This window comes from Pseudomonas sp. LBUM1649 (genome assembly GCF_059716155.1).
The window spans coordinates 3,897,870-3,924,216 of record NZ_CP166807.1 but is presented as its reverse complement, the minus strand read 5'-3'; the positions used below and the strand labels follow the sequence as shown (position 1 = coordinate 3,924,216).

The following is a 26,347-nucleotide window of genomic DNA, read 5'->3' as shown; positions in this document are numbered from 1 at the left end:
GGGCGTCAATTGGAAGGGTTCTCATCTTTGTGGCGAGGGGACCTGTGGCGAGGGGATTTATCCCCGTTGGGCTGCGAAGCGGCCCCCTGCATTTTTCTGTCATACCCCACAAGCAGGTTTTGCGACGGCTTCGCCGCCGAACGGGGCGGTGCGACGTTTCGCTAAATCCCCTCGCCACAGGTAGCGCTCCTGCCCACAGGTTCTCTGATCGGACATTGACCCGCCCCAATACCATGCGTAGCCTTGCGCTTTCGAGGTTCTTCGGCGTTTGTCGAAGCTAAGAAGGGAACGCGGTCAATGCCGCGGCTGCCCCCGCAACTGTGAACGGTTCAGTTTCTGCCATGCCACTGCATGCGCCAGCCATGGTGCGAGCGGGAAGGCGCAGCAACCGCCAGTCCAACGACTGGCCAGCCGTCAGCCAGGAGACCTGCCTCGATACAGATTCTCACAACAACCGGGCGGGGTGATCCGGTGGCGAACGCTTCCGGCGCGTTTGTGCGTAGCCGGTTCTCGTCCCGTATGCCCGCCACCTTGCCAAAGGGCATCCGATGAAAACACTGGCCAAACTCCCCGTCACCATCGTCACCGGCTTCCTCGGCTCGGGCAAAACCACCCTGCTGCGGCACATGCTCGACAACGCCCAGGGCCGCCGCATCGCGGTGATCGTCAACGAGTTCGGCGAGCTGGGCATTGACGGCGAAATCCTCAAGCAGTGCTCCATCGGTTGCACCGAAGAAGAAGCCAATGGCCGTGTCTACGAACTGGCCAACGGCTGCCTGTGCTGCACCGTACAAGAAGAGTTCTTCCCGGTGATGCGCGAACTGGTGGCCCGTCGCGGCGACCTCGACCATATCCTGATCGAAACGTCCGGCCTCGCCCTGCCTAAACCTCTGGTCCAGGCCTTCCAGTGGCCGGAAATCCGCAGCGCCTGCACCGTTGATGCGGTGATTACCGTGGTCGATAGCCCGGCCGTGGCGGCTGGCACCTTCGCCGCGTTCCCGGACCAGGTCGACGCCCAGCGCAAACTTGACCCGAACCTGGACCACGAATCGCCGCTGCACGAGCTGTTCGCCGACCAGCTGTCCAGCGCCGACCTGGTGATCCTCAACAAGGCCGACCTGATCAGCCCTGAAGACCTGGCCCGTGTGCGCCTGGAAGTCGCCGAGGAATTGCCGCCAGCGGTGAAAGTCATCGAAGCCTGCAGCGGCCGCCTGCCGCTGGACGTGCTGATCGGCCTTGGCGCCGGTTCCGAAGAACACATCGACAGCCGCCACAGCCATCACGATCATCACCATGACGGCGACGCTGATGTTGAGGGGGAGCATGATGACCACGATCACGATGCCTTCGATTCGATCTCCATCGAACTGCCGGCATCCGACGAAAGTCTGCTGATGGACGCGCTGACCCAACTGGTGGTTCAGCACGGCATCCTGCGCGTCAAAGGCTTTGCCGCGGTCCCGAACAAACCGATGCGCCTGCTGATCCAGGGCGTGGGCACCCGTTTCGACAAGCATTTCGACCGTCAGTGGGGCGCCGAAGAAGCGCGCACCACCCGTCTGGTGTTGATTGGCCAGGCACTGGACGCTGCAATGCTCGAAGCGCAATTGCGCGCCGCGCTCAGCGTGTAACCCATGCACCTGCTCAGGACCCAGCCCGGCGGATTCGTGTCGGATGACAACATTGTCGACCTTGGACAAACCCCCGCCGAACTGGTGATCCTGTGCAGCGGCGACTCCAGCCTGGCCCTGCTCGCCGAAGCGGCGCAGCAGTTACCCGACGACTACCCGAGCGTGCGCCTGGCCAACCCGATGCAGGTGCAGAATCATGCTTCAGTCGATCTGTATGTCGACGAAGTACTGCGTCACGCCAAAGTCATTCTGATTTCGCTGCACGGCGGCATTGCCTATTGGCGTTACGGCGTCGAGCGGCTGGTGGAGTTGTCGCAGCGTGGTGTGCAGCTGATTCTGGTGCCGGGCGATGATCGCCCGGACCCGGATCTCAGTGACCTGAGCACCGTGGGCGTTGAGGATCGCGACCGGCTTTGGCAATTTCTGCGACAGGGCGGCATGGGCAATGCCCTCGACTTTTTCCGCTGCCTGGCCAATCGCTGGCTGGATCGCGACTACACCTGGGCCGAGCCACAAACCCTGCCGCGCACGGCGATTTACCACCCGCAAAAAAGCCCCGCGCAATTGAGCGACTGGCAAGGCGAGTGGCAGGCCGGTCAACCGGTTGCGGCGGTTCTGTTTTACCGCTCGCATTTGCAGGCGGCGAACACCGCTTTCATCGATATTTTCTGCCAGCGTTTGCAGGCGGCGGGGCTTAATCCGTTGCCCATTGCGCTGGCCAGTCTAAAAGAGCCCGGCTGCCTTTGCGTGGTCGAGGACTGGCTGGATGAAGTCGAGGCGGGGGTGATTCTCAACACCACCGGTTTCGCACAATCGAGCCCTGAAGCACCGCATTTGCGACCGTTTCGCCGTAACATCCCGGTGATCCAGGCCATTTGCGCCCAGGACAACGAGCCCGGATGGCGTGCCAGCGAACAGGGCCTCGGTCCGCGTGACCTGGCGATGCACATTGCGTTGCCGGAACTGGACGGGCGCATCATCAGTCGGCCGATCAGCTTCAAGGACCTGGCCTGGCGCAGCGAGCGCGGTCAGTCCGACGTGGTCTGCTACCGCGCGCAGCCGGAACGAATGGATTTTGTCGCGCAGCTGGCGCGGCGCTGGATCGATCTGGCGCGGGTGCCCAATGGCGAAAAACGCATAGCGCTGATTCTGGCAAATTACCCGACCCGCGATGGTCGGATAGGCAACGGCGTCGGGCTCGATACGCCGGCTGCGGCGTTGAATATCCTGCGTGCGCTTCATCAAGAAGGCTATCCGCTGCCAGCCGGGTTGCCCGACAGCGGCACCGGGTTGATCCAGCAATTGCTCGGCGGTGTCAGCAACGACCTCGATACCCTCGATCAACGCCCTTGCCAGCAAAGCCTGGCCATGGACGATTACCTGCAGATGTTCAACGCGCTGCCGCAAGCCAATCGTCAGGCGGTGCTGGAACGCTGGGGCGCGCCCGACAGTGATCCGATGTGTCGTGGCGGGCGGATGATGATTGCCGGGTTGCGCTTTGGCCTGACCTTCGTCGGCATCCAGCCGGCGCGGGGTTACCAGGTCGATCCAAGTGCGGTGTATCACGACCCAGACCTGGTGCCGCCCCATGGCTACCTGGCGTTCTATTTCTGGTTGCGTAACACCTACGGCGCCCACGGCGTGATCCATGTCGGCAAGCACGGCAACCTGGAATGGCTGCCGGGCAAGGGCGTGGGGCTGTCGGAGCACTGCTGGCCGGATGCGCTGCTCGGGCCGCTGCCGAACATCTATCCGTTCATCGTCAACGACCCGGGCGAAGGCGCCCAGGCCAAGCGTCGCACCCAAGCGGTGATCATCGATCACTTGATGCCGCCGCTGACCCGCGCCGAGACCTACGGCCCGCTGCGCAACCTCGAACTGTTAGCTGACGAGTATTACGAGGCGCAATTGCTCGACCCGCGCCGTGCCCGGGAATTGCAGCGCGACATCCTGCAACTGGTGCGCGACACCCACATCGACCGCGAGCTGCAACTGGACGAACAACTGGACAGCGATGCCGACGCGGCGATCTGGCTGCCGCGCCTGGACACGTACCTGTGCGACTTGAAAGAGTCGCAGATCCGCGACGGCTTGCACGTGTTTGGCGAGTCGCCGGCCGGAAGCTTGCGTATCGACACCTTGCTCGCGCTGCTGCGCATCCCCCGGGGCGATGGCCGTGGCGCGCAATCGAGTCTGCTGCGAGCGCTGGCCAAGGCATTCGCGCTTGGGTTCGATCCGCTGGATTGTGCGTTGGCCGAACCGTGGGACGGCCCGCGCCCAAACGCATTGTTGACGATCTGCGATGAACCCTGGCGCACCACCGGCGATACCCGCGAACGTCTCGAGTTGTTCGCCACACATCTTATTTCACAAACGTTGAATGACCCTTGTGGGAGCGAGCCTTTGTGGCGAGGGGATTTATCCCCGTTGGGTCGCGAAGCGGCCCCAAATAATGGGACTGCTGCGCAGTCCAACGGGGATAAATCCCCTCGCCACAAAAGCTCGCTCCCACAGGAGGCGGGTTGGTCTGAAGTGAACGCCATCCTCGACAACTTACGCGAAGTGGTCGCACCCAAGCTGGACGCCTGCGGTCCCGCAGAAATGCGCGGCCTGCTCGACGCCCTCAGCGGCCGTTTCGTTCCTGCCGGCCCCAGTGGAGCGCCGAGTCGCGGTCGCCTCGACGTGCTGCCCACCGGACGCAATTTCTATTCGGTGGACGTGCGCAACCTGCCAACCACCACGGCATGGCGCATCGGTTTCCAGTCGGCCAACCTGATTCTCGAACGCCACTTGCAAGACCATGGTGATCACCTGCGTCAACTCGGCCTGTCGGTCTGGGGCACTGCAACCATGCGCACCGGCGGCGACGATATCGCCCAGGCCATGGCGTTGATGGGCGTGCGCCCGGTCTGGGCCACGGGCAGTCAGCGGGTCGACGACTTTGAAATTCTGCCGCTGAGTTTGCTGGATCGTCCGAGGGTTGACGTGACCTTGCGCGTATCGGGTTTCTTCCGCGATGCCTTTGCCAATCTGATTCGTCTGTTCGACGCCGCCGTGCAGGCAGTCGCTGCGCTGGATGAGCCGGACGATCTCAATCCGCTGGCCGCCAAGGTGCGCGCCGAGCGTGAAGCATTGCTGCAATCGGGGCTCGACGATGAAGCCGCACGACGTCAGGCTGGTTGGCGCATTTTCGGCGCCAAACCCGGCGCCTATGGCGCGGGCGTGCAGGGCGCCATCGATGGTCGCCTGTGGCAGAGCCGCGAGGACCTGGCCGAGGTTTACCTGAATTGGGGCGGCTACGCGTACGGCGGGTCTGACGAAGGCACCGTGGCCCGTGAGCAGTTCTCCCAGCGCCTGAGCCAGGTGCAAGCGGTGCTGCAAAATCAGGACAACCATGAGCACGACCTGCTCGATTCCAATGACTATTACCAATTCCAGGGCGGTATGCTGGCCGCCGTGAAAAGCCTGAGTGGCGAGTCGGCGGCCAGTTATCACGGCGATCACAGCCAGCCGGACTTGCCGAAGATCCGCACACTGAAGGAAGAGCTGAACCGGGTCATCCGCTCCCGGGCGGCCAATCCGAAGTGGATCGAAGGGGTCAAGCGGCACGGCTACAAAGGCGCATTCGAAATGGCCGCGACGGTCGACAACCTGTTCGCCTTCGACGCCACCACGCAGCTGATCGACGATCACCAATACGCGCTGCTGGCGGATGCCTATTTGCTCGATCCGAGCACCCGGGATTTCGTGCGCGAGCATAACCCCCATGCCCTGCGCGACATGACCGAGCGCATGCTCGAAGCGCAACAGCGGGGGATGTGGAAAGAACCGGGGGATTACCGTGAAGCGCTGGAGAACCTGTTGCTGGATATGGAAGAAGACAGCTGATAAACACCACCGACCGTGATGAGTAACCCGACATGACCGACACCCCCCATTTCCCGCTCTCCGCCGTGGTCGGCGCCGACGATTTGAAACTCGCGCTGTACCTGACTGCCATCGACCCGAAAATCGGCGGTGTGCTGATCGAAGGCCCGCGCGGCATGGCCAAATCGACCCTGGCCCGCGGCCTTGCGGACCTGCTGGCCAGCGGCCAGTTCGTCACCTTGCCCTTGGGGGCCACCGAAGAGCGCCTGGTCGGCACCCTCGACCTTGACGCGGCCCTGAGTGAAGGTCGCGCGCAATTTTCCCCCGGTGTGCTGGCCAAGGCTGACGGCGGTGTGCTCTACGTCGATGAAGTGAATCTGCTGCCGGATCACCTCGTTGATCTGCTGCTCGACGTAGCCGCCAGCGGCACCAATCTGGTTGAACGCGACGGTATTTCCCATCGGCATTCGGCGAAGTTCGTGCTGATCGGCACCATGAACCCGGAAGAGGGCGAGTTGCGTCCGCAACTGCTCGATCGCTTTGGTTTGAACGTCGCCCTTAGTGGCCACACCGCACCGACGGAGCGCGGGCAAATCATCCGTCGGCGCCTGGATTTCGACAGTGATCCGCAACAATTCTGCTTCGAATGGGAGTGTCAGCAACAGTCGTTGCGTGAGCGCTGCCAAAAAGCGCGCAGCACATTGGCGAGCATTCCCCTTGACGATGAAGCGCTGGCGCAGATAACCGAGCGTTGCTTTGCCGCCGGTGTCGATGGCTTGCGCGCCGATCTGGTCTGGTTACGCGCGGCGCGTGCCCATGCTGCCTGGCGCGGCGCAACATCCATTGGCGAAGAGGATATCGACGCGGTCGCCGAGTTTGCCTTGCGCCATCGTCGTCGCGCGCACACGCCTCCCGCACCACAACAAAACCAGTCCCCATCCAGCCAACAACCAAACCCGAGCGAAGGCCAGGGCCAGTGGGGCGAAATGCCCGCTCAAGCGCTGCCGGTCGGTGCGCGGCGTGAAGTGCCGAGCTGGCCAAAAAAGCCCTAGGCATTCGCCCTCGATCTGACGCGGGGGCGAATGCCAGACCCCGCGCCGGACGGCTGGATCACGGCAAGCAGGGTAAACGTCACGCTGACCGCAACGGCTCGATCAATTGGCCCGGCACTTTGCTCAACGGCCGCCCCCGTCAGCGCCGTGATGTGTTGTTCCAGCTGCGCACGCGCTCGGCCCATGAGCTGTGGCTGGTGATTGTCGACGCATCCGCTTCGACCCGCCGCCATCAAGCCTTGAGCGATGCCAAGGGTTTTCTGGCGCAGTTGTTCGACGACGCCTACCGCCAGCGTGCGCGCCTGGCATTGCTGACGGCCAGCGGTGCAGTGCCGAAGTGGCAAGTGCAAGGGTTGAAGGCATCCAGCGGTTTGCGCCATTGGCTCGACGGACTCGGTGCGGGAGGTGGCACGCCGTTGCTGGCGGCGCTCGGTGAAGCGGCGCTTTGGCTTGCCGTGCGGCAAAAGCGTTTTCCGACGGAGCAGCAGCGCTTGCTGGTGATAACCGATGGCCGTCTGAAAGAGTGGCCGTCGTTGCCCGCGCTCGATTGTCCAGGGCTGGTGATCGACATCGAGCGCGGGCCGATTCGCCTTGGGCGCAGCAAGGTTCTAGCCGCGCAGTTGCGATCCGAGTATCGGCATATCGACGAGCTGATTCCGGGGTGAGTTCTGTGTCGCCCTTGCGCTGGCTTGCCTCTATCGTCGGTTTCTACCGATGAATTCCTTATCGGCGCTTCGGGTAGAAAGGGCGGGACGAGAAGTCTCCCACTGTCCGTACTGGCTAGAGTCGGAATCGAGCTTTTAGTCCCGCCCACCCCTTCAAGTCTAAACATACAAGCGAGCTTGCTCGCGATGACGTCTCGCGACGGCGCGGTGGATGAGCCGCTGGGCTTCGTGCACAAGAAGGAGCTGCTGAAGGAATTCCTCGTCGGCAACCAGCCCGATCTTGCACACCTGGCGCGCCAGGGACGTGGTCGAGGAGAAGGGCGGGTTCGTGGTCAGCGGCGCATTGAACCTGGCGCGGGTGCGTCAACGGACCGGGTTTGCGGCAGAACCGACCGACGACAATCAAACCCTGGCCGGTTTAGTGGTGAGCCTGCTGGATCGGCTGCCGATGATCGGTGACAGCCAGGAGTGGGAAGGCTGGCGGTTGACCATCATGTCAGTTGAAGAGCGGCGGGTGACGCGGGTGTATTTGGCGCGCGTTGGCGGTTGATTCATTGTTGGGCTCTGCGTGGAAATGCAGTGGACTTGCCCCTACAAAACCGGACACCAACTCCCTGTTAAATTGATGCTGCCGCCAATCGCCACGACTGGCGGAATTTCTCAAAAGCACACGTTTTTGATCCTCACTTTTCAATCAGGAGAAACACTCATGAGCATTACTCGTTACGGCACCGGCAGCACCGCCGCTGGCGGTCAGCCTCGTCCTTTCGCCCGCGCCGTTGAAGCCGATGGCTGGCTGCACGTGTCCGGCCAGGTGCCGGCGGTGGATGGCGAGATCATTGTTGGCGGCATCGTCGAGCAGACTCACCAGACCATGAAGAATCTGATCGCAATTCTCGAAGAGGCAGGTTTCGGCCTGGAAGATGTGGTGCGCGCCGGGGTGTGGCTGGAAGATCCGCGGGATTTCTCGAGTTTCAATAAGGTCTTCTCCGAGTACTTCAAACCTGAACACGCACCAGCCCGGGCCTGTGTGCAGGCGAACATGATGGTCGACTGCAAGGTCGAGATCGACTGCATCGCGTACAAGAAAAAGGCCTGAACCGCGGTGGCTTCATCGCGAGCAAGCCCGCTCCCACAGGGCTCTATGTACTGCCACAGAATGCAGCCACACATTGATCCTTGTGGGAGCGGGCTTGCCCGCGATGGCGGCCTAACGGTCACCGCAGCACTCTCGGTAAACTCCCGGCACTTTGAATGGGAACCACTGACATGAGCGAAAACACCATCAAGCGCCGGGCACGCGGGCTGGACCGGGCGTTCGATATCCTCGATTTCCTCAAGGAGATCGGCCAGCCCCTGCGCCCGAACGACATCTGGAACAGTTTCTCAAGGAAATCCGTCAGGCCGGCATCGATGGTTTTTTCTCCTTCGACAGCGTGGCCGACACCTTTACCCATTGCTTCGCCGCCCCGGTCAAAGACCCTGATGGCGTGGCCATTGCCACCCTGTGCATCGTCGCCCCACGGGCCGATGCCAGGACCCATTACACCGACTACCGGCGGGTGCTGATCGATAGCGCCAACAGCCTGGCCCGTCGCATCAACGAATAACAGCGGCTGTTCGCGGCCGCGAATGTGAGGAGTTCGACCATGTCTTCTGCCAAAAATACTGCCGCCGTGGAAAAGGGTTTTGCCCACACTGGCGCCAACCTGGTGCGCGACGTCAGCCTGCCAGCGCTGGTGCTGCACCGCGAGGCGCTGGAGCACAACATCCGCTGGATGCAGGACTTTGTCAGCAACAGCGGCGCCGAGCTCGCGCCCCACGGCAAGACCAGCATGACCCCGGCGCTGTTTCGTCGGCAACTGGACGCCGGCGCTTGGGGCATCACCCTGGCCAGTGCCACGCAAACCCGTGCGGCCTATGCCCACCGCGTGCGCCGGGTGCTGATGGCCAACCAACTGGTCGGCACCCCGAACATGGCGTTGATTGCCGATCTTCTGGCTGATCCGGGCTTCGACTTCTATTGCATGGTCGATCACCCGGACAACGTCGCCGACCTCGGCGCCTATTTCGCTTCACGGGGTGTGCGCCTGAACGTGATGATCGAATACGGCGTGGTTGGCGGTCGTTGCGGTTGCCGCAGCGAGGAAGAAGTGCTGAGTCTGGCCAAGGCCATCGCCGCGCAACCGTCGCTGGCGCTGACTGGCATCGAAGGTTATGAAGGGGTGATCCACGGCGACCACGCGGTGAGCGGCATCCGCGCTTTTGCCGGATCAATGGTACGTCTGGCGGTGCAGTTGCAGGACAGCGGCGCCTTCGCGATTGCCAAGCCGATCATCACGGCTTCAGGGTCCGCCTGGTATGACCTGATTGCCGAAGAGTTCGAAGTGCAGAACGCTGGCGGGCGTTTCCTCAGCGTCTTGCGTCCCGGCAGCTATGTGGCGCACGACCATGGGATCTACAAGGAAGCGCAATGCTGCGTGCTCGACCGTCGCAGCGATTTGCATGAGGGCCTGCGTCCGGCGCTGGAGGTCTGGGCGCACGTGCAGTCCTTGCCGGAGCCAGGCTTTGCGGTGATTGCCCTGGGCAAGCGCGACGTGGCCTATGACGCCGGATTGCCAGTGCCGTTGCTGCGTTACCAGGCCGGTGTGGTGCCGGCCAAGGGCGATGATGTGAGCGCCTGCAAGGTCACCGCCGTGATGGACCAGCATGCCTTCATGGCTGTGGCACCGGGGGTTGATTTGCGGGTGGGCGACATCATTTCGTTCGGCACTTCGCACCCGTGCCTGACGTTCGACAAGTGGCGCGTGGGTTGCCTGGTGGATGAGCAATTGAACGTCATCGAGACCATGGAGACCTGTTTTTAAGGTAGAGACCGCGGCGCGGCCATCGCCCAGACACCCGCGAACTCCGAAGGGCTGATTCACCTTTTTTGCTCAGGCGGATCTGTGGCGAGGGGATTTATCTGTGGTGAGGGGATTTAGCGAATCGTCGCACCGCCCCGTTGGACTGCGCAGCAGGCCCATTTTTTGGGGCCGCTCCGCGACCCAGCGGGGATAAATCCCCTCGCCACAAAAATCCATTGACCACAAAAATCCCTACACCACAGAAACCTGAAGCGAACAATCAATCCCGGTAAAACACTTGCACCAGGTGATAACCGAACTTGCTCTTGATCGGCCCATGCACCACCCGCAGCGGTTTCTTGAAGATCACCGCATCGATCGCACCAACCATCTGCCCAGGCCGCACTTCACCCAGGTCGCCGCCGCGTTTGCCGGACGGGCAGGTGGAGTACTTCTTGGCCAGCACATCGAAGGCTTCGCCCTTGGCGATGCGTTGCTTGAGTTGCTCGGCTTCTTCCGAGGTTTTCACCAGAATATGGCGGGCTTGAGCTTTCATGGGGCGTGTACCTTGCAACGGTGGTGGCATGGGGGGTGAAGCGGGGGCGCGCGATTATGCCCTAACTCACTGCGGTTAACCGATCATCGCGCGAATCTTGTTGGCCAACAGATCAATGGAGAAGGGTTTGGCCACCATGTCCATGCCTTCTTCGAGAAAGCCCTGGCGTTCAGCGGCTTTCTCCGCATAACCGGTCATGAACAGCACTTTCAGCTCGGGCCGATGCTGACGGGCAATCTCTGCCAGTTGCCGGCCATTCATCCCGGGCAGTCCGACATCGGTGACCAACAGATCGACCCGCAAGCCGGATTCAAGCAAGGGCAGGGCAGTCTTCGCGTCCTCGGCTTCATAGGCGTGATATCCCAGCTCCTTGAGCAGATCGAACACCAGCATGCGCACCGCCGGATCGTCCTCCACCAGTACTACCGTTTCGCCGGCAATCGCCGACGGTGCTTCGCTGATCACGGGCGATAGCACATCCTGCGGCTCCATGCCGACGAGTCGCGGCAAGTATAAACGTACGCTGGTGCCCTCGCCGGGCATGCTGAACAGGGTCACGTGGCCACCCGACTGCTGGGCGAAACCGTAGATCATCGACAACCCCAATCCGGTGCCCTGGCCGATGGGTTTGGTGGTGAAGAACGGGTCGAACGCCTTGGCCAATACCTTGGGTGTCATGCCGGTGCCGTTGTCGCTGACCGCGATCATCAGGTAATCCCCGGCCTTGACCGGTTCCAGGGTGGTGATATCACTGCCGTCGAGATAGACATTGGCGGTTTCGATGCACAGCTGGCCACCATCGGGCATGGCGTCCCGGGCGTTAATCACCAGGTTGAGCAGGGCGTTTTCCAATTGACTGACGTCGGTGCTGACCGGCCAGACGTCTTTGGTCAGTTGCAGCTTGAGTTCGATATGGTCGCCCTTGGTCCGGCTGAGCAGGTCCTCCAGGGAGTGGATCAGGTCATTGGCATCCAGCGTCTTGCGATCCAGCGACTGACGCCTTGAGAACGCCAGCAGCCGATGGGTGAGGGCGGCGGCGCGGTTGGCCGAGGAAACCGCGGCCTCGGTGAAACGGGCGATTTCGGCGGCGCGGCCGTCGGCAATGTAGCGTTGCATCAGGTCCAGGCTGCCGATGATTCCAGTGAGCATGTTGTTGAAGTCATGGGCAATGCCGCCGGTGAGCTGGCCGACCGCTTCCATCTTCTGCGCATGCCGCAGGGCTTCTTCGGCGCGCTCGCGTTCGAACATCTCGCTGAGCAGTTTTTCATTGGCCTCGGCCAATTGTCGGGTGCGGGCGCTCACCCGTTCTTCGAGGGTTTCGTTGAGGTTGCGCAGGGCTTCTTCGGTCTGTTTACGCTCGGTTTCGTCGATGACGAAGATATAGAAACCATTCACCGCGCCATCCGGGCCGTGACGCGGCAGGTAATTCATCAGCGCCTGGCGGATGCTGCCATCGCGGTGCGGGGTGCTGATGCTGAAGCAGCAGGCCTTGCCGGTCAGTGCCTGGGCGATGTGCTCGGCACGCAAGGCGTAGGCCTCATCACCCAGCACTTCGCGTATGGTGCGGCCGTAGAGTTCCTGGGGCGTCAGGCCATACCAGTCCAGGTAGGCGGCGTTGTTCAGGCGAAAGCGTTCCTCGCGGTCGACGTAGCTGATCAGGATCGGCATGGCATTGATGATCAACTGCAGCTCGGTCTGGCTCTGGCGCAAGGCCTGCTCGGTGTTTTTGCGATCGGTCAGGTCGAGGGCGGCGCCGAGGAAGCGGATCGGACGTCCATGGTGATCCTTGTAGCAGCGTCCGCGGGCAAACACCCAGCGCAACTGGCCATCGGGTAGCAGCAGGCGGTATTCCTCGGCGTATTCGCTGCCGTGAGTGATGCAATGCTTGATGCTGCGGGCGATCAATGTGCGGTCTTCGGGGTGGACGCCGTGCAGGTATTCGCTGATCGGCAATTGGCTGGACAGGGCCGGTTCGATGCCGTGCAATTGGGCGAAATGGGCATCGGCGATGAAGCGGTCCTCACTGATGTCCCAGTCCCAGGTGCCGACCGCGTCGGTGGCGGCGAGGGCCAGTTGCAGGCGTTCTTCGGTGTCTTGCTGGGCCTTGAGGCTCGCGGCGGAGCGCTGTTCCAGTTCGAGGGCGATGCGCCGGCGGTCGTTGGTTTCGATGGCGGTGACCAGGATCCCGGCGACCTGCGTGTTTTCGTCGCGGATGGGGCTGTAGGTCAGGTCAAGCCAGAAGTCGGAATCGATACCGTCGCGCTGCAGGGTGAAGCGCTGTTCGCTGTAGGTTCGCACCTGGCCTTGTAGGACCGCGCTGTAAATCGGGTCGGTAAAGTCCTTTAATTCGGGCCAGATCAGGTGGGTTGGCTGTCCGAAAGCATGCGGATGCTTGCTGCCGGCCAGCAGCGCGAAGCCGTCGTTGTAGATCTGCGTCAGTTGCGGTCCCCAGAGCAGCAACATCGGCATCGGCGAATGAATCACGATGTCCACGGCGGTGCGCAGGCTCTGCGGCCAGGTGCCAGCAGCGCCTAGGGGGCTGCTCGCCCAGTCGAGTCTGGCAATCAAGGCCTGGGCATCGCTGCCGGTCGGTGATGCGTTCATAAAGACGTCCTGCACATAATTCGGTGTGGCTGTTTCTACTATCCTTGCAGGGCAGTAGACGCCGGATGACCTGCTTCAGGTCATTTTTTATCATTGAATGCTTCGCGGGTGCTTTTTGCCATGGAAATCGACGCGTTGTTAAGACGCCTGGCCAGCCAGGATGGCTCCGACCTGTACCTGTCCACCGGTGCTCCGCCCAGTGCACGGTTCGACGGTGTGCTCACCGCCCTGGCCAATCAACCGTTCAAACCGGGAGAGATTGCGACGATTGCTGCGTCCATCATGGACGCCGAACAGCGCCTTGAGTTCGATCGGGAACTGGAGATGAACCTGGCGATCTCCCTGGCCGGAATCGGACGCTTTCGGGTGAATATTTTCAAACAACGTAACGATGTGTCGATGGTCGTGCGCAACGTCAAGCTCGACATTCCGCGCTTCGAAGACCTCAAGCTGCCGTCGGTGCTGCTTGAAACGGTGATGCTCAAGCAAGGGCTGATGCTGTTCGTCGGCGCTACCGACTCGGGCAAGTCGACGTCGCTGGCGGCGTTGATCGACTACCGCAATCGTCACGGCAGCGGTCACATCGTCACCATCGAAGACCCGATCGAGTACATCCACCGGCACAAGCAATCGATCATCAACCAGCGCGAGGTCGGTGTCGACACCCGCAGTTTTCATGCCGCGTTGAAAAACACCCTGCGCCAGTCCCCGGACGTGGTGCTGATCGGCGAGATCCGCGACCGCGAAACCATGGAGCATGCCCTGGCGTTTGCCGATTCCGGGCACTTGGTGATCTCCACGCTGCATGCCCACAACGCCAGCCAGGCGCTCGACCGGATCATCAACTTCTTTGCCCAAGAGCGCCGGGGTCAACTGCTCAACGACCTGGGCAATAACCTCAAGGCGTTCGTATCGCAGCGCCTGGTACGTACCCGTGATGGCCAGCGACGCGCAGCGGTGGAGGTCATGCTGGGGACGCCGACCATTGGCGACCTGATCCGGCGCAACCAGTTTTCCGAGCTCAAGGGTGTGATGGAGAAATCAGTGGCGCAGGGAATGCAGACGTTTGATGCTGCGCTATATGCGCTGGTGCTGGAAGGGGCTATCGATGAGCAAGAGGCGTTGAAGCATGCGGATTCGGTGAACAATTTACGGTTGCGGTTGAAGTTGCATGCGGATGCATCGCCTGGCCTCCACACACCGCCCGGCGAATGGGGTTTGATGGATTGACCTGTACCTTGTAGGAGCGAGCATGCTCGCGATGGATGTCAACGATGACGCTGGAAACCTGACACCCCGCGGCGCTCTCAGGTTCATCGCGAGCATGCTCGCTCCTACAGGGGGCGATGTTCAATCCTGGAGTTCGGGGCGGTCGCGGAATTGCTCAAGCGCTTCGGGATTGGCCAGCGCATCCGTATTTTTCACCTTCTGCCCATGCACCACATTGCGCACCGCCAGCTCGACGATTTTGCCGCTGATGGTCCGAGGAATGTCCGCCACCGCAACAATCTTCGCCGGCACATGACGCGGCGTGGTGTTGGCGCGAATGACCTGGCGGATCTGCTGCTGCAACGCTTCATCCAGTTCCACGCCATCGCGCAAACGCACGAACAGCACCACCCGTACGTCATCCTGCCACTGTTGACCGATGGCCACGCTGTCGAGCACCTGCGGGACTTTCTCCACTTGTCGGTAGATTTCCGCGGTGCCGATGCGCACGCCGCCGGGGTTGAGCACGGCATCGGAGCGCCCATGGATCATCATCGCGCCATGGGGCAGTTGTTCGGCGTAGTCGCCCTGGGCCCATACGCCGGGAAACTGACTGAAGTAGGAGGCCGTGAGCTTTTCGCCGTCGGGGTCGTTCCACAGGCCGACCGGCATCGCCGGGAAGTGCCGCGTACACACCAGTTCGCCCTTTTCGCCAATGACCGCTCGGCCCTCGTCGTTCCACACCTCCACGGCCATGCCCAGGCTCTTGCCCTGTATTTCGCCACGGCGCACCGGCTGCCAGGGGTTGCCGTTGACAAAGCATGAGACGATGTCGGTGCCGCCCGACATCGAGGCCAGGCACAGGTCGGCCTTGAGATCGCGATAGACGTAGTCGTAGCTCTGCGGCGACAGCGCCGAGCCGGTGCAGAGCAAGGTCTTGAGGCTGCTCAAGTCAAAGCTTTGCCCAGGCTTCACGCCGCTGTTTTCCAGGGTGGCGAGGTACTTGGGGCTGGTGCCGAATACCGTGATGCGCTCGTCGTCGATCAGCTCGATCAAGCGTTCGGCATCAGGCTGGAACGGCGAGCCGTCGTACAACACCACGGCGCTGCCCACCGCCAGGGCCGAGACCAGCCAGTTCCACATCATCCAGCCGCAGGTGGTGTAGTAGAACAAGCGATCACCAGGGCCGAGATCGCAATGCAGGCCGTGTTCCTTGACGTGTTGCAGCAGCACGCCGCCGGTGCTGTGGATGATGCATTTGGGCACACCGGTGGTGCCGCTGGAGTAGAGGATGTACAGCGGATGGGAGAAGGGCACGGCGACGAAATCCGGATCGCCTCCGGGGAAGTAAAAATCGTCCCACAGCGTCACATTGGCCTGGGTACGGAAATCTTCGATGTGTGTTTCGGGCCGTGCGTAAGGCACGATGACCAGCTGCTGCAAGGACGGCAGGCGTTCGAGGATTTCGTTGACCTTGGTGGTCTGGTCGATCTCCTTGCCGACATAACGATAGCCAGCGCAGGTGACCAGCACTTTCGGTTCGATCTGGCCGAAGCGGTCGATCACCCCTTGGGTGCCGAAATCAGGCGAGGAGCAGGACCAGATTGCCCCGAGGCTGGTGGTGGCGAGCATGGCCACCAGGGTTTGCCAGGTGTTGGGCATGCACGCCGCCACCCGGTCGCCAAGGCCGACACCGGCCGCGATCAAGCCATTCTGAAAGCCGGCGACATGCTCCGCCAATTCAGCCCAGGTCAACTGTTCGCGCTGACCGTTTTCACCCACGGCCACGACTGCCACGGCATCGTCGCGACGGCTGAGCAGGTGTTCCGCGAAGTTCAGGGTTGCGCCGGGGAACCACTGGGCGCTGGGCATTTGCGGGCCTTCGAGCAACACCGCGTCGGGTTGCTCATGGAAGCGGATGTCGAAGAAGTCGACGATGGCCTGCCAGAAGTCCCGACGCTGATCGATCGACCATTGGTGCAGGGCGGGGTAGTCGTCGATGTGCAGGTGGTGCCGTTGATTGATGAAGCGCCGAAACGCCTCCATGCGGGTCTTGCCGATACGTTCGGCGGTGGGCTGCCAGAGGATGTCGGACATGATTTGCCTCTTCTTATGAATGCATTCGGTCGGATCGTTCCCACGCTCTGCGTGGGAATGCCTCAACGGACGCTCCGCGTTCGGCTCTTGGGACGCAGAGCGTCCCGGGCTGCATTCCCACGCAGAGCGTGGGAACGATCATTTGCAGGTTATTGCGCCAACCACCCACCATCAATATTCCACGCCGCGCCACGCACCTGCGTGCCAGCCTCGCTGCACAGGAACAGCACCAGTTCACCGAGCTGCGGCGGCGTTACGAACTCCAGCGACGGCTGTTTCTCGGCCAGCAGGTCATGCTGCGCCTGCTGTGGGTCGATGCCGGTGGCGGTGCGATCGTCGATCTGCTTCTGCACCAGCGGCGTTAACACCCAACCCGGGCAAATCGCGTTGCAAGTGATGTTGCTGGTGGCCGTTTCCAGGGCGACCACTTTGGTCAGCCCGATCACGCCGTGCTTGGCGGCGACATAAGCGGCCTTGCCCGTCGAACCCACCAGGCCATGCACCGAGGCGATGTTGATCACCCGGCCCCAGCCCTTGGCGCGCATGCCCGGCAGGCTCAGGCGGGTGCTGTGAAACACCGATGACAGGTTGATGGCAATGATCGAGTCCCAGCGTTCCACCGGGAACTCGTCCACCGGTGCCACGTGCTGGATGCCAGCGTTGTTCACCAGAATGTCGACCCCGCCGAATTCCCGCTCGGCGTAGGCGATCATGTCGGCGATTTGAGCGGGGTCGCTCACATCGGCCGGATGATGGCCAACCTTGCCGCCGAACTGTTCTACCTCGGCAATCACTTTGGATGCATCGCCAAAACCGTTGAGGATCAGATTGGCGCCAGCCTTGGCCAAGCTCAGGGCGATGCCCAGGCCGATGCCGCTGGTGGAACCGGTAACCAGTGCGGTCTTGCCCGAAAGAGTCGTCATCAATACCTCACACAATGCCAGTGGCGTAGAAAGTGCCGATCACTACGAAAACCGCCAGGGTCTTGATCAGCGTAATACAGAAAATGTCTTTGTAGGCTTCGCGGTGGGTCAGGCCTGTCACCGCCAGCAAGGTAATCACCGCGCCGTTGTGCGGCAGGGTGTCCATGCCACCACTGGCCATGGCGGCTACCCGGTGCAGGACTTCCAACGGGATGTTGGCGGCGTGGGCGGCTGCGATGAAGTCATTGGCCATGGCCGCCAGCGCAATGCTCATGCCGCCCGACGCAGAGCCTGTGATGCCGGCCAGCAGGGTCACGGTAATCGCTTCGTTGACCAGCGGATTGGGAATGCTCTTGAGCCAATCGGCCAATACCAGGAAACCCGGCAAGGAGGCGATCACCGCACCAAAGCCGTACTCCGACGCGGTGTTCATCGCCGCCAGCAACGAACCGCTGACCGCACTTCTACTGCCTTCGGCGAGTTTGCCGCGAATCGCCTGGAAGCCGAACACCAGCACCATGATGATGCCGACCAGCAGAGCAGCTTGAACGGCCCAGATCGCGGTGAGCTTGGCGATGTCGGTGGTCACCGGCGCGGCCATGCCCGGCAGCGCGAGGCTGTGGGTTTTGCCGTACCACTGGGGAATCCACTGGGTGAACAGCAGGTTCATGATGCCGACGGCCAGCAGCGGTGACACGGCGATCCACGGGTTGGGCAGTTTGATGTCGACAGCGGTTTCCGGCTCGTTGCGCAAATCGGTGCCATACCCTTCACCGGCGTGCTGCGCCTTATTGCGCTGGCGCTGAAGAAACAGCATGCCGGCGCAGACCACGAAGATCGCGCCGATCAGGCCCAGCCATGGCGCGGCCCAGGCGGTGGTGTTGAAGAAGGTACTGGGGATGATGTTCTGAATCTGCGGGGTGCCGGGCAGGGCGTCCATGGTGAACGAAAAGGCGCCGAGGGCGATGGTCGCCGGGATCAGGCGTTTGGGGATGTTGCTCTGGCGGAACATTTCCGCGGCAAACGGATAGACCGCGAACACCACCACGAACAGCGAGACGCCGCCGTACGTCAGCAGGGCGCAGACCAGCACGATCACCAGCATCGCCTGGCGGGTGCCGAGCAAGCGAATGGCTGCCGCGACGATGGAGCGCGAGAAGCCGGACAACTCGATGAGTTTGCCGAACACCGCGCCCAGCAGGAACACCGGGAAATACAGTTTGATGAAACCGACCATTTTTTCCATGAACACCCCGGTGAAGGCAGGGGCGACGGCAGAAGGATCGGTGAGCAGGACGGCGCCGAGGGCGGCAATCGGGGCAAAAAGGATAACGCTGTAGCCACGGTAGGCAGCCAGCATCAGCAGCGTGAGGGCTGCCAAGGCAATGATCACACTCATGGTGTGTCTCCTGGATTGTTATTTTTCTAAGGGTGGATCTTTTGTGGGGAGGGGCTATAGCGAGTTTCGTGCCAGATAGTTAAGGTGTTGAAATATAAAGAAATATTATTATGGGCTTAGGCGGTTCTAAATCGTTTGTCTCTATTTGGAGACTTCCGGTGATGGTGGGGCCTCTTCGCGAGCAGGCTCGCTCCCACAGTAGATCGAGTTGCCGGGGATAACGCGGTCCAATGTGGGAGCGAGCCTGCTCGCGAAGGACTGTCTAACAATGGAGATCTATGTCTCTTTATTGAGACTCTGCTATCCCCAACGCCACCATCTTCTTGTACAAAGTAGACCGCCCCAGCCCCAATCGCGCCGCCGCTTCAATCACCTTGCCCCCGCATTGCGCCAGGGCAGCTTCAATCAATTGCCGATCAAAGCGCTCGCGCGCGGCAGTGAACGTCTCATGCTCCACCGCTTCGACACGCAACGGCGCCACGCGCGCAACCGGGGTAAAAGTCCCGATCGCAGCACGGATATCCGCCACCGTCAGCCGCAGGTCGTCACTGAGCAATGCCGCCCGCTCCAGCACATTGCGCAGTTCACGAATATTCCCCGGCCAGGCGTGTTGACCCAGAAGCGCCAGCGCTTCGCTGTGCAGTTCGTGCTGGCTGCGCAATTCTTCAAGGATCGCTTCACTGAGGGCGGGCAGGTCGTCGAGACGCTCGCGCAGCGGTGGAACCTGGATCGGCAGGACGTTGAGGCGGTAGTACAGGTCGGCGCGAAACTCGCCACGCTTGATCGCCGCTTCCAGGTCGGTCGAGGTCGCGGCGATCACTCGCACATCGCTTTGGATCACCTCGTTGGAGCCGACCGGTTCGAATTCCTTTTCCTGCAGCACCCGCAGTAATTTGCTTTGCAGCGGCAATGGCATGTCGCCGATTTCATCGAGGAACAGCGTACCGCCCTGGGCGATCTGCAGTTTGCCGGCGCGGCCTTTGCGGTCGGCGCCGGTATAGGCGCCAGGGGCTGTGCCGAAGAATTCGGCTTCAAGCAGTGCTTCGGGGATCGCCGCACTGTTGATGCTGACAAACGCCTTGTGTGCTCGCGGCGATGCATTGTGGATCGCCTGTGCCAGCAATTCCTTGCCGGTGCCGGTTTCACCGAGCAGCAACACCGGCGAGTCGGTGCTGGCGCTGCGCCGGGCACGGCGCTTGACTTCCAGGCTGGCGGCGCTGGTGCCGATGAAGTGGGCGAAGTTGTACTTGGTCTGCCGCGCCCGCAGCAGTGAGCGCGTGGAAGCAAGCTCTTGCTGCATGCTCATGTAGCGCTTGAGCATCGGCGACAGGCTGCGCAGCTCGTCGAACAGGGCAAAGCCGATGGCACCGATCACCTCGCCGGCATCGTCGTGAATCGGCAGGCGCATGACCACCAGCGGCTCCTTGGGGGTGTCCTGCATGTCGAGCAGAATCGGTCGGCCGGTGCGCACCACTTCGCGCAACAGGCTGCCGGGGATGACGCTTTCGCAGGCCTTGCCAATCGCTCCTTCAGCCGATGGCAGGCCGAAACGCTTGGCATAGCGCTCGTTCATCCAGACGATGTTGGCGTCACGGTCGACGATCACCGTGCCTTCACTTGACTGCTCGATGATCTCGAACAGCGAGCGGATCGCCAGCAGGCGTACGCGCTGGTAGTCCTTGAGGCTTTCGGTGGTGTTCATCGATTTCATTTCCGGAATGTGTGGTGTCTGTTCTGGCGCCATCGCGGGCAAGCCTTGCTCCTACAGCTTTTGTGTCGAACCAACATTCGGAGGCAAACACATACCTGTAGGAGCAAGGCTTGCCCGCGATGGCGGCGACTCGGTCAATAGCCAGTAGCCGGATTATGCCTGCCCCACATGCGCCGCCGCCAACAGCTCTTTGGTGTACGGATGCTGCGGCGAATCGAACACGTCGTGACTGGCACCGCTTTCGACCACCTTGCCGTCCTTGATCACGATCATGTCGTGGGCCAGGGCGCGCACCACCGCCAGGTCATGGCTGATGAACAGGTAGGTCAGCCCATGCTTTTCCTGAAGCTGACGCAGCAGGGCGACCACCTGCTTTTGCACGGTGCGATCCAGCGCCGAAGTCGGTTCGTCCAGCAGGATCAGCGCTGGTTTCAACACCAGCGCCCGGGCGATGGCGATGCGCTGGCGCTGGCCACCGGAGAACTCGTGGGGGTAGCGGTGCCGGCTTTGTGGGTCCAGCCCGACTTCCTGCAGCGCCCGGATCACCTCGGCGTTGCATTGCTCGCTGCTCAACTGGCTATGCACCTCCAGGCCTTCGCTGATGATCTGCGCCACGGACATGCGCGGGCTGAGACTGCCAAACGGGTCCTGGAACACCACCTGCATTTTCTTGCGCCACGGACGCAACTGCTTCTGCGTCAGGCCATCGAGCGCCTGGCCCTGGAAGCGAATACCGCCCTCGGAGTCCAGCAGGCGCAGGATCGCCTGGCCGAGCGTGGACTTGCCGGAACCCGATTCACCGACGATGCCCAGGGTCTTGCCGCGCTGGATGCTCAGGCTGATGCCGTCCACGGCCTTGAGGTAAGTCTTGCGTTGGAACAGTCCGCCACCGACGACAAATTGCACCCGCAGGTCGTGCACTTCCAAAACTTTTTCCCGTTCGTCCCGGGGCAGGGCTTCGCCTTCCGGCTCGGCGTTGAGCAGCACGCAGCTGTAAGGGTGTTTCGGTGCGGTGAACATCGTCTCGCAGGTGGCTTGCTCGACTATTTCCCCGGCTTTCATCACGCAGACGCGCTGGGCAATGCTGCGCACCAGATTGAGATCGTGGCTGATCAGCAGCAGCGACATGCCCAGTCGCTGCTGCAGCGACTTGAGCAGCAGCAGGATCTTGCGTTGCACCGTCACGTCCAGCGCGGTGGTCGGTTCATCGGCGATCAACAATTGCGGCTCGCAGGCCAGGGCCATGGCGATCATCACCCGCTGGCGCTGGCCGCCGGATAACTGATGGGGATAGGCCTTGAGCCGCTCCTTGGGCTTCTGGATACCCACCAGGTGCAGCAACTCGAGAATCCGCGCTTGCGCCGCTTTGCCGGCCAGGCCCTTGTGCACCAGCAAGGTTTCGCCAATCTGCTTCTCGATGCTGTGCAACGGGTTCAGGGAGGTCATCGGCTCCTGGAAGATCATCGCTATGCGATTGCCCCGCAGTTCGCGCAATTTGCGCGCATCGGCACCCACCAGTTCCTGGCCGCGATAACGGATGCTACCGGTCGTTTCGGTGCCGCATTCGGGCAGCAATTGCAGGATCGAGTGGGCCGTCACCGACTTGCCCGAACCCGACTCGCCCACCAGCGCCAGGCATTCGCCGGGGCGGATGTCCAGGCACAGGTCGCGCACCACGGTCTGGCCGTTGAAGGCGACGCTGAGGTCACGGATTTCGATCAGGTTGCTCATATCAACAGTCCGCTTCACGAACGAGGGTCAAAAGCGTCGCGCAATGCTTCGCCGATGAACACCAGTAGAGAAAGAATCAACGCCAGGGTGAAAAACGCCGTCAGACCCAGCCACGGCGCCTGCAGGTTTTGTTTGCCCTGACCGATCAGTTCGCCCAGGGACGCACTGCCGGCCGGCATACCGAAACCGAGGAAGTCCAGCGCCGTCAGGGTCGAGATGGCTCCGGTCAGAATGAATGGCAGGTAACTCAAGGTCGCGTTCATGGCATTGGGCAGAATATGCCGCACGATGACCTTGCGGTCAGTGAGGCCCAGGGCGCGGGCGGCCTTGACGTATTCCAGATTGCGCCCGCGCAGGAATTCGGCGCGCACCACGTCCACCAGGGCCAGCCAGGAAAACAGCGCCATGATCCCCAGCAACCACCAGAAATTCGGCTCGACGAACCCCGAGAGGATGATCAGCAGGTACAGCACCGGCAACCCGGACCAGACCTCCAGCAGCCGCTGACCGAGCAAGTCGACCCAGCCGCCGTAATAGCCTTGCAGGGCGCCTGCGGCGATGCCGATCAGCGCGCTGACGAAGGTCAGCATCAAGGCAAACAGGATTGATACCCGCGCACCGAAAATCACCCGCGCCAACACGTCCCGCGCCTGGTCGTCGGTGCCGAGCCAGTTCACATTCGAAGGCGGGCTCGGGGCGGGTTTGTTCAGGTCATAGTTCGGTGTGTCATCGCTGAAGGGGATCGGCGGGAACAGCAGCCAGCCACCGTCCTTCTTGATCAGGTTCTGTACATAATCGCTGCGGTAGTCGGCCTGGAACGGCAGTTGTCCGCCGAATTCCTGCTCGGTGTAGCGCTTGAGCGCCGGGAAGTACAACGAACCCTGGTAACTGACGATCAGCGGTTTGTCATTGGCGATCAGCTCGCCACCCAGGGTCAGCAGGAACAGTCCGACGAACAACCACAGCGACCACCAGCCGCGGCGATTTTTCTTGAATCGCTCGAAGCGACGTCGGCCCAATGGCGAAAGCTTCAACATCAGGCGTTCCTCGCGGCGAAGTCGATTCGCGGATCGACCAGGGTGTAGCACAGGTCGCCGACGAGTTTTATCAGGAGGCCGAACAGCGTGAAGATGAACAGCGAACCGAACACCACCGGGTAGTCCCGTGACACGGCCGCTTCGTAGCTCATGCGACCCAGGCCATCGAGGGAGAAAATCACTTCGATCAGCAGGGAACCTGCAAAAAACACGCTGATGAAGGCCTGGGGAATCCCCGACACCACCAGCAACATGGCGTTGCGGAACACGTGGCCGTACAGCACCCGGCGTTCGCTCAGGCCCTTGGCGCGGGCGGTGACCACGTACTGACGGGTGATTTCGTTGAGGAACGAGTTTTTGGTCAGGATGGTCAGGGTCGCGAAACCGCCAATCACCAGCGAGGTCACCGGCAGTACCAGGTGCCAGAAGTAATCGGCGACCTTGCCCAGGGGCGACAGCGACTCGAAATTGTCCGAGACCAGCCCGCGTACCGGGAACCAGTTCAGTGAGGTGCCGCCGGCGAACATCACGATCAGGAACATGGCGAACAGGAAGGCCGGCATGGCATAGCCGATGATGATCGCGGTACTGCTCCAGACGTCGAAATGGCTGCCGTGGTGCACCGCCTTGCGGATCCCCAGGGGAATCGACACCAGGTAGGTGATCAGCGTCGCCCAGAGCCCGAGGGAAATGGTGACCGGCATTTTTTCCAGGATCAGGTCGGTGACGGTGGCGCCGCGAAAGAAGCTTTTGCCGAAGTCCAGGCGCGCGTAACTGGTGAGCATCAGCCACAGGCGTTGCGGTGCTGGGTTGTCGAAGCCGTATTGCTTTTCGATGTCCTTGATCAACTGCGGATCGAGACCGCGGCTGGCCCGGGAATGGCCCATGGTCTCGCTCGAGCTGCCACCGACGCCGCCACCGATGCTGCCCCCGCCAATGCCCTGCAAATGCGCGATGGCCTGTTCCACCGGGCCACCCGGTGCGGCCTGGACGATAACGAAGTTGACCAAAAGAATGATCACCAGTGTCGGGATGATCAGCAGCAGGCGCCGCACGATATAAGCCCACATCAATGCGGTCCTCCGGGTCTGCCACGACGGATTCGCTCGGCGGTCATTTGCTGGTTGGTCAGCGGCGTGGTGCTCATTTCCCACCAACTCTCGATGGCTTCGTCATTGCTCGCCTGCACGTTCGGTATGCCAAAGCGATTCCACCACACGGTAGAGGTGCCTGGCGGGTAATAGTTGGGAATCCAGTAATAGTTCCATTGCAGCACCCGGTCGAGCGCATGGGCATAGTGCAGCATGTCGGCCTGGGTGTTGGCGCGTATCAGGCCGTTGATCAGGGTGTCCACCGCCGGGTTCTGCAAAACCATGTAGTTGTTGGCGCCGGGATCAAGGGCCGAGGCCGAGCCGAAGTAGTTGATCAGTTCGCCCCCGGGAGAGGTGGTGACCGGGTAGCCGGTGACAATCATGTCGTAGTCGCGGCTCATCAGGCGATTGACGTACTGCGACGAATCGATGCGGCGGATGTTCAGGTCGATGCCGATCTGTTTCAGGGTGCGCTTGTAGGGCAGGAGCAAGCGGTCCATGCCGTTCTGGCTGACCAGGAAGGTGAAGCTCAGTGGCTCGCCGTCGGCGTTCACCAGTTGATCGCCTTGGGGTTTCCAGCCGGCCTGTTCGAGCAGGTCCAGGGCTTGCAACTGCTTGTCACGAATCAACCCGCTGCCATCGGTTTTCGGTGGTTCGAACACTTGGCTGAAGACTTCATCGGGAACCTGTCCACGCAAGGGTTCCAGAATCGCCAGCTCACCGGCATCCGGTAACTGCCGGGCCGCGAGGTCGGTATTGGAAAAGTAGCTCTGCTGGCGGATGTACAGGTTGCGCATCATCTGCCGGTTGCTCCATTCGAAGTCCCAGAGCATCGCCAGCGCCTGCCGCACCCGGCGGTCCTGGAACATCGGCTTTTGCAGATTGAACACGAAGCCCTGGGCCGATTGTGGCGCTTCGGTGGCCAGGTGGGCCTTTTGCAGGCGACCGTCGCTCAGGGCCGGGCTGTCGTAGCCGATGGAGTAGCCGGTGGCGGAAAATTCGCGGTTGTAGTCGTAGGCGCCGCCGCGCAATACCTGGCGCGCGACATCGGTATCGCCGAAGTACTCGATGCTGAAACGGTCGAAGTTGTACAGGCCTCGGCTGACCGGCAGGTCCTTGCCCCACCAGTCGGGGTCGCGCTCGAAGGTGATGCTGCGCCCCGAATCGACCTTGCCGACCTTGTACGGTCCGCTGCCCAGGGGCGGTTCGTAACCACCGCCATTGGCAAAATCACGGGTCTTCCACCAGTGTTCGGGAAACACCGGCAAAGTCGCGATGTCCAGCGGCAGGGTACGATTTTCGTTGTTCTTGAAGTCGAAGCGCACGGTCAATGGCGATTCGATTTCTACACCTTTGACGTCGGCGAACTGCGTGCGATAGCGCAGGCTGCCCTGGGTCATCAACAGATCGAAGGTGTAGCGCACGTCCTGGGCAGTGATTGGCTTGCCATCGGCAAATTGCGCCTTGGGGTTGAGGTAGAAACGCAAGGACAGACCATCGTCGGAGCGCTCCATTTTCTGCGCCACCAGACCGTACACGGTGTAAGGCTCGTCCAGCGAGCGCTGCGCCAGGGGGGAGTAGAGCAGGCCATCGATCTGCGTCACGCCGATGCCCTTGTCTATATAAGGCAGGACGTGATCGAAATGCCCGATCTCGATCGCCGAACGCCGCATCGTCCCGCCCTTGGGAGCTTGCGGGTTGGTATAGGCAAAATGGCTGAAGCCGGCAGGGTACTTGGCGGGCTCGCCGTATACGGTCAACGCATGTTGCGGTGCGGCATTCACACCGGCGGCGCCCAGGAGCAGGGCTACGGCAGTGAACAATAAAGTCGGGAAAGCCAGTCGCATTGTCAGCCTTAGAGCCGGGTGGTCGTTAACCACAATTTGTACGCTAGCGGCGCGTCCCTCGCCAGCCGTATTACGTATCTG

Annotated in this window: 17 protein-coding genes, 2 pseudogenes and 1 riboswitch; of the genes and pseudogenes, 9 read left to right on the top strand and 10 right to left on the bottom strand. The window is 61.7% G+C overall.

Annotated features, from left to right (window positions below; all coding sequences use genetic code 11):
- Nucleotides 1-237 precede the first annotated feature (237 nt).
- Nucleotides 238-449, top strand: a riboswitch (cobalamin riboswitch).
- 99 nt (nt 450-548) lie between these two features.
- From cobW to ACA058_RS18155, 8 genes and pseudogenes are all read left to right on the top strand, one after another.
- Complete coding sequence (cobW, locus tag ACA058_RS18190) at nt 549-1,631, top strand: cobalamin biosynthesis protein CobW (RefSeq protein ID WP_497635259.1); 1,083 nt, start codon at nt 549-551, stop codon at nt 1,629-1,631.
- Nucleotides 1,632-1,634: 3 nt separating this feature from the next.
- Nucleotides 1,635-5,519 carry a cobaltochelatase subunit CobN gene (gene cobN, locus ACA058_RS18185; RefSeq protein ID WP_497635258.1) on the top strand — a complete coding sequence of 1,295 codons (3,885 nt, stop codon included), beginning with the start codon at nt 1,635-1,637 and terminating at the stop codon, nt 5,517-5,519.
- A 32-nt stretch (nt 5,520-5,551) separates the two neighbouring features.
- Nucleotides 5,552-6,550 carry a magnesium chelatase ATPase subunit I gene (locus ACA058_RS18180; RefSeq protein ID WP_497635257.1) on the top strand — a complete coding sequence of 333 codons (999 nt, stop codon included), beginning with the start codon at nt 5,552-5,554 and terminating at the stop codon, nt 6,548-6,550.
- Between the two features lie 119 nt (nt 6,551-6,669).
- Nucleotides 6,670-7,215: a VWA domain-containing protein gene (locus ACA058_RS18175; RefSeq protein WP_497635256.1), complete on the top strand. Its 546-nt coding sequence runs from the start codon at nt 6,670-6,672 to the stop codon at nt 7,213-7,215.
- A gap of 195 nt (nt 7,216-7,410) precedes the next feature.
- A pseudogene (locus ACA058_RS18170) lies at nt 7,411-7,765 on the top strand (transporter associated domain-containing protein); the annotation flags it as partial.
- 159 nt (nt 7,766-7,924) lie between these two features.
- The gene (locus ACA058_RS18165; protein WP_497635255.1) at nt 7,925-8,314 is read left to right on the top strand and encodes a RidA family protein; all 390 of its coding nucleotides are present in this window, start codon (nt 7,925-7,927) and stop codon (nt 8,312-8,314) included.
- 274 nt (nt 8,315-8,588) lie between these two features.
- Nucleotides 8,589-8,825, top strand: a pseudogene (locus ACA058_RS18160) (IclR family transcriptional regulator); the annotation flags it as partial.
- 39 nt (nt 8,826-8,864) lie between these two features.
- The gene (locus ACA058_RS18155; protein ID WP_497635254.1) at nt 8,865-10,082 is read left to right on the top strand and encodes an amino acid deaminase; all 1,218 of its coding nucleotides are present in this window, start codon (nt 8,865-8,867) and stop codon (nt 10,080-10,082) included.
- Nucleotides 10,083-10,341: 259 nt separating this feature from the next.
- On the opposite strand, the gene ACA058_RS18150 is transcribed toward ACA058_RS18155, so the two are convergent.
- Both ACA058_RS18150 and ACA058_RS18145 read right to left on the bottom strand, forming a co-directional pair.
- The gene (locus ACA058_RS18150) at nt 10,342-10,617 is read right to left on the bottom strand and encodes a peptidylprolyl isomerase (protein ID WP_007933743.1); all 276 of its coding nucleotides are present in this window, start codon (nt 10,615-10,617) and stop codon (nt 10,342-10,344) included.
- Nucleotides 10,618-10,692: 75 nt separating this feature from the next.
- Nucleotides 10,693-13,221 carry a PAS domain-containing hybrid sensor histidine kinase/response regulator gene (locus ACA058_RS18145; RefSeq protein WP_497635252.1) on the bottom strand — a complete coding sequence of 843 codons (2,529 nt, stop codon included), beginning with the start codon at nt 13,219-13,221 and terminating at the stop codon, nt 10,693-10,695.
- A gap of 120 nt (nt 13,222-13,341) precedes the next feature.
- Here ACA058_RS18145 and ACA058_RS18140 point away from each other — a divergent pair, with 120 nt between their 5' ends.
- Nucleotides 13,342-14,451, top strand: a complete 1,110-nt coding sequence (locus ACA058_RS18140; protein ID WP_497635251.1) for a PilT/PilU family type 4a pilus ATPase — start codon at nt 13,342-13,344, stop codon at nt 14,449-14,451.
- Between the two features lie 120 nt (nt 14,452-14,571).
- On the opposite strand, the gene ACA058_RS18135 is transcribed toward ACA058_RS18140, so the two are convergent.
- The 8 genes from ACA058_RS18135 to ACA058_RS18100 form a co-directional block, all read right to left on the bottom strand.
- Nucleotides 14,572-16,527: an acetoacetate--CoA ligase gene (locus ACA058_RS18135; RefSeq protein WP_497635250.1), complete on the bottom strand. Its 1,956-nt coding sequence runs from the start codon at nt 16,525-16,527 to the stop codon at nt 14,572-14,574.
- A gap of 149 nt (nt 16,528-16,676) precedes the next feature.
- Complete coding sequence (locus ACA058_RS18130) at nt 16,677-17,450, bottom strand: 3-hydroxybutyrate dehydrogenase (protein ID WP_497635249.1); 774 nt, start codon at nt 17,448-17,450, stop codon at nt 16,677-16,679.
- A gap of 7 nt (nt 17,451-17,457) precedes the next feature.
- Nucleotides 17,458-18,849, bottom strand: a complete 1,392-nt coding sequence (locus ACA058_RS18125; protein WP_497635247.1) for a GntP family permease — start codon at nt 18,847-18,849, stop codon at nt 17,458-17,460.
- A 286-nt stretch (nt 18,850-19,135) separates the two neighbouring features.
- The gene (locus ACA058_RS18120) at nt 19,136-20,551 is read right to left on the bottom strand and encodes a sigma-54 interaction domain-containing protein (RefSeq protein ID WP_497635246.1); all 1,416 of its coding nucleotides are present in this window, start codon (nt 20,549-20,551) and stop codon (nt 19,136-19,138) included.
- A gap of 162 nt (nt 20,552-20,713) precedes the next feature.
- The gene (locus ACA058_RS18115) at nt 20,714-22,291 is read right to left on the bottom strand and encodes an ABC transporter ATP-binding protein (RefSeq protein ID WP_497635245.1); all 1,578 of its coding nucleotides are present in this window, start codon (nt 22,289-22,291) and stop codon (nt 20,714-20,716) included.
- A gap of 14 nt (nt 22,292-22,305) precedes the next feature.
- Nucleotides 22,306-23,328 (bottom strand): ABC transporter permease, encoded by a 1,023-nt coding sequence (locus tag ACA058_RS18110; protein ID WP_497635244.1) that lies wholly within the window; start codon nt 23,326-23,328, stop codon nt 22,306-22,308.
- Nucleotides 23,328-24,398, bottom strand: coding sequence for a microcin C ABC transporter permease YejB (locus ACA058_RS18105; RefSeq protein WP_497635242.1), 1,071 nt, complete (start codon nt 24,396-24,398; stop codon nt 23,328-23,330). The genes ACA058_RS18110 and ACA058_RS18105 overlap by 1 nt, the downstream gene beginning before the upstream one ends.
- The gene (locus tag ACA058_RS18100; protein WP_497635241.1) at nt 24,398-26,266 is read right to left on the bottom strand and encodes an extracellular solute-binding protein; all 1,869 of its coding nucleotides are present in this window, start codon (nt 26,264-26,266) and stop codon (nt 24,398-24,400) included. Before ACA058_RS18100 ends, ACA058_RS18105 begins: the two co-directional genes overlap by 1 nt.
- Between the last annotated feature and the right edge of the window lie 81 nt (nt 26,267-26,347).